Source organism: Polyangium fumosum, assembly GCF_005144585.1.
Classification (GTDB): domain Bacteria; phylum Myxococcota_A; class Polyangia; order Polyangiales; family Polyangiaceae; genus Polyangium; species Polyangium fumosum.
This window is the reverse complement of the sequence record NZ_SSMQ01000181.1, coordinates 1-1,542: the sequence shown is the minus strand read 5'-3', so window position 1 is coordinate 1,542 and position 1,542 is coordinate 1. Positions and strand designations below refer to the sequence as shown.

1 protein-coding gene is annotated in these 1,542 nt (G+C 65.6%); it reads right to left on the bottom strand.

The window, feature by feature from the left end; all coding sequences use genetic code 11:
- Window positions 1-1,488 (bottom strand): IS66 family transposase (gene tnpC, locus E8A74_RS51595; protein ID WP_136936577.1); only part of this gene is annotated, 1,488 nt, incomplete at its 3' end.
- Window positions 1,489-1,542: the final 54 nt, after the last annotated feature.

The window sequence follows — 1,542 nt, the reverse complement described above, 5'->3', positions numbered from 1 at the left end:
CCGAGCGGCTATCTCATGAGGCAGGGGAATTCGCTCCCCGCGCACCGCCGCGGTGATGGCCGTACGCAGGTACGCTTTCGGATCGAGCCCGCAGAGCTTCGCGCTCTCCACGAAAGAATAAAAGAGCGCCGCGACCTCGGTCCCTCGCCGCGATCGAGACCCGTAGTGATTCTTGCGTCCGACCACGACGCCGCGCTCGGCTCTTTCGGTGTGGTTGTTGTCCAACGGAATTCGCGGGTCGGAAAGGAATCGCGTGAGTCCGCTCCAGTGCCCGGCCATGTACTTGATCGCGTCGTCCAGGCTGCTCCTCGGCACGACCGGCGTCGCCTCCGCCCATTGCTGAATGCGCTCCAGCAGCGACCTCGATTCAGCTCGTCGCAGCGCCAGCCGCTCGGCATCCCCCTCGGGCCCGGGCCTGCACTTCGCCTCGACGGCATAAAGGCCGCGGATCAAGTCGAGCACTTGCTTCGTCTCCGCGGGATACGACGACTCGATCTTGATGAATTCGCGCCGTGCGTGAGCCCAGCAATGCGCGAGCGAGAAGCCCTCCGTTTTCGAGAGCGACTTGTACACGCCGTAGCCGTCGCACATCACGACGCCCTTGTAGCCCCCGAGCACCTTTCGCCCCTCCTCGGCTCCACGGCCCTCCAGGATTCGATAGACCACCGCGTCGGGCGCCACCACCGACCACGCATGCCAGCGCGAAGGCTCATTCTTGCCGAGGAGCGGCCACCGCGTCTCGTCCGCGCCGATGACGCCCCGGCTGAGCACGTATTGAAAGAGCGCTTCGTATCCCGGCGCGAGCAGCCTCGCCGCGCGCTCGAGCTGATCCCAGAGCGTTTGCGACTCCACGAGCAAACCCTCGCGTCGCATCTTGCGCACCTGGCGCTCCAGTGGCGCGTGGTCGTCGTACTTGTCCACGCCGACCTCGACGGCGAAATCAATCGAGTAACGCGCCCCCTCGAAGAGCTTCTCGGGCCCGGGCGCCGTCTCGATGCATCCGCCACAAGGGCAGCGATACTTCTGGCGCTTGTGCTTCTTCACCACGAAGCGGCGCGGTACGGGGGTGACCTCCTCCGACGTCTCGAATTGCCCCTCCCACGCCTCGAGCGCGCCGCCGCACGATTTGCAAACCTTGTCAGCGTCGTCCAGCTTGTGCTCGACCTCCACGATCTCCAACGAAAGCTGCGCCTTCGGGCCGTGTCCCTTCTTCGGCGGCTTCGGCGGCGCGGGCGGCGCGGGCGGCGTGCCACTTTCGCCGTTCGCGCGTCGTTCCGAGCTTTCGCCGAAGAGCAGGCGATTCTTCTGGGCGATCTGCTGTTCGAGCGCCGCGATACGCAGCTTCATCTGCTCGGAGCTCTCGCCCTTCAGCGCGACGAGCTCCGCGGTCAGCGCGATGATCTGCTTCGCGAGCCGCTGGTTCTCACGCTCCAGGAGCAGGGCCGCCTGCCGGAGGATCTCGGGGTCGTTCTCGGTCTCGAAATTCACGGGGGCCTCGACTGTATAATGTCGTCAGACCCCCCGAATGTACCGACGGGATGA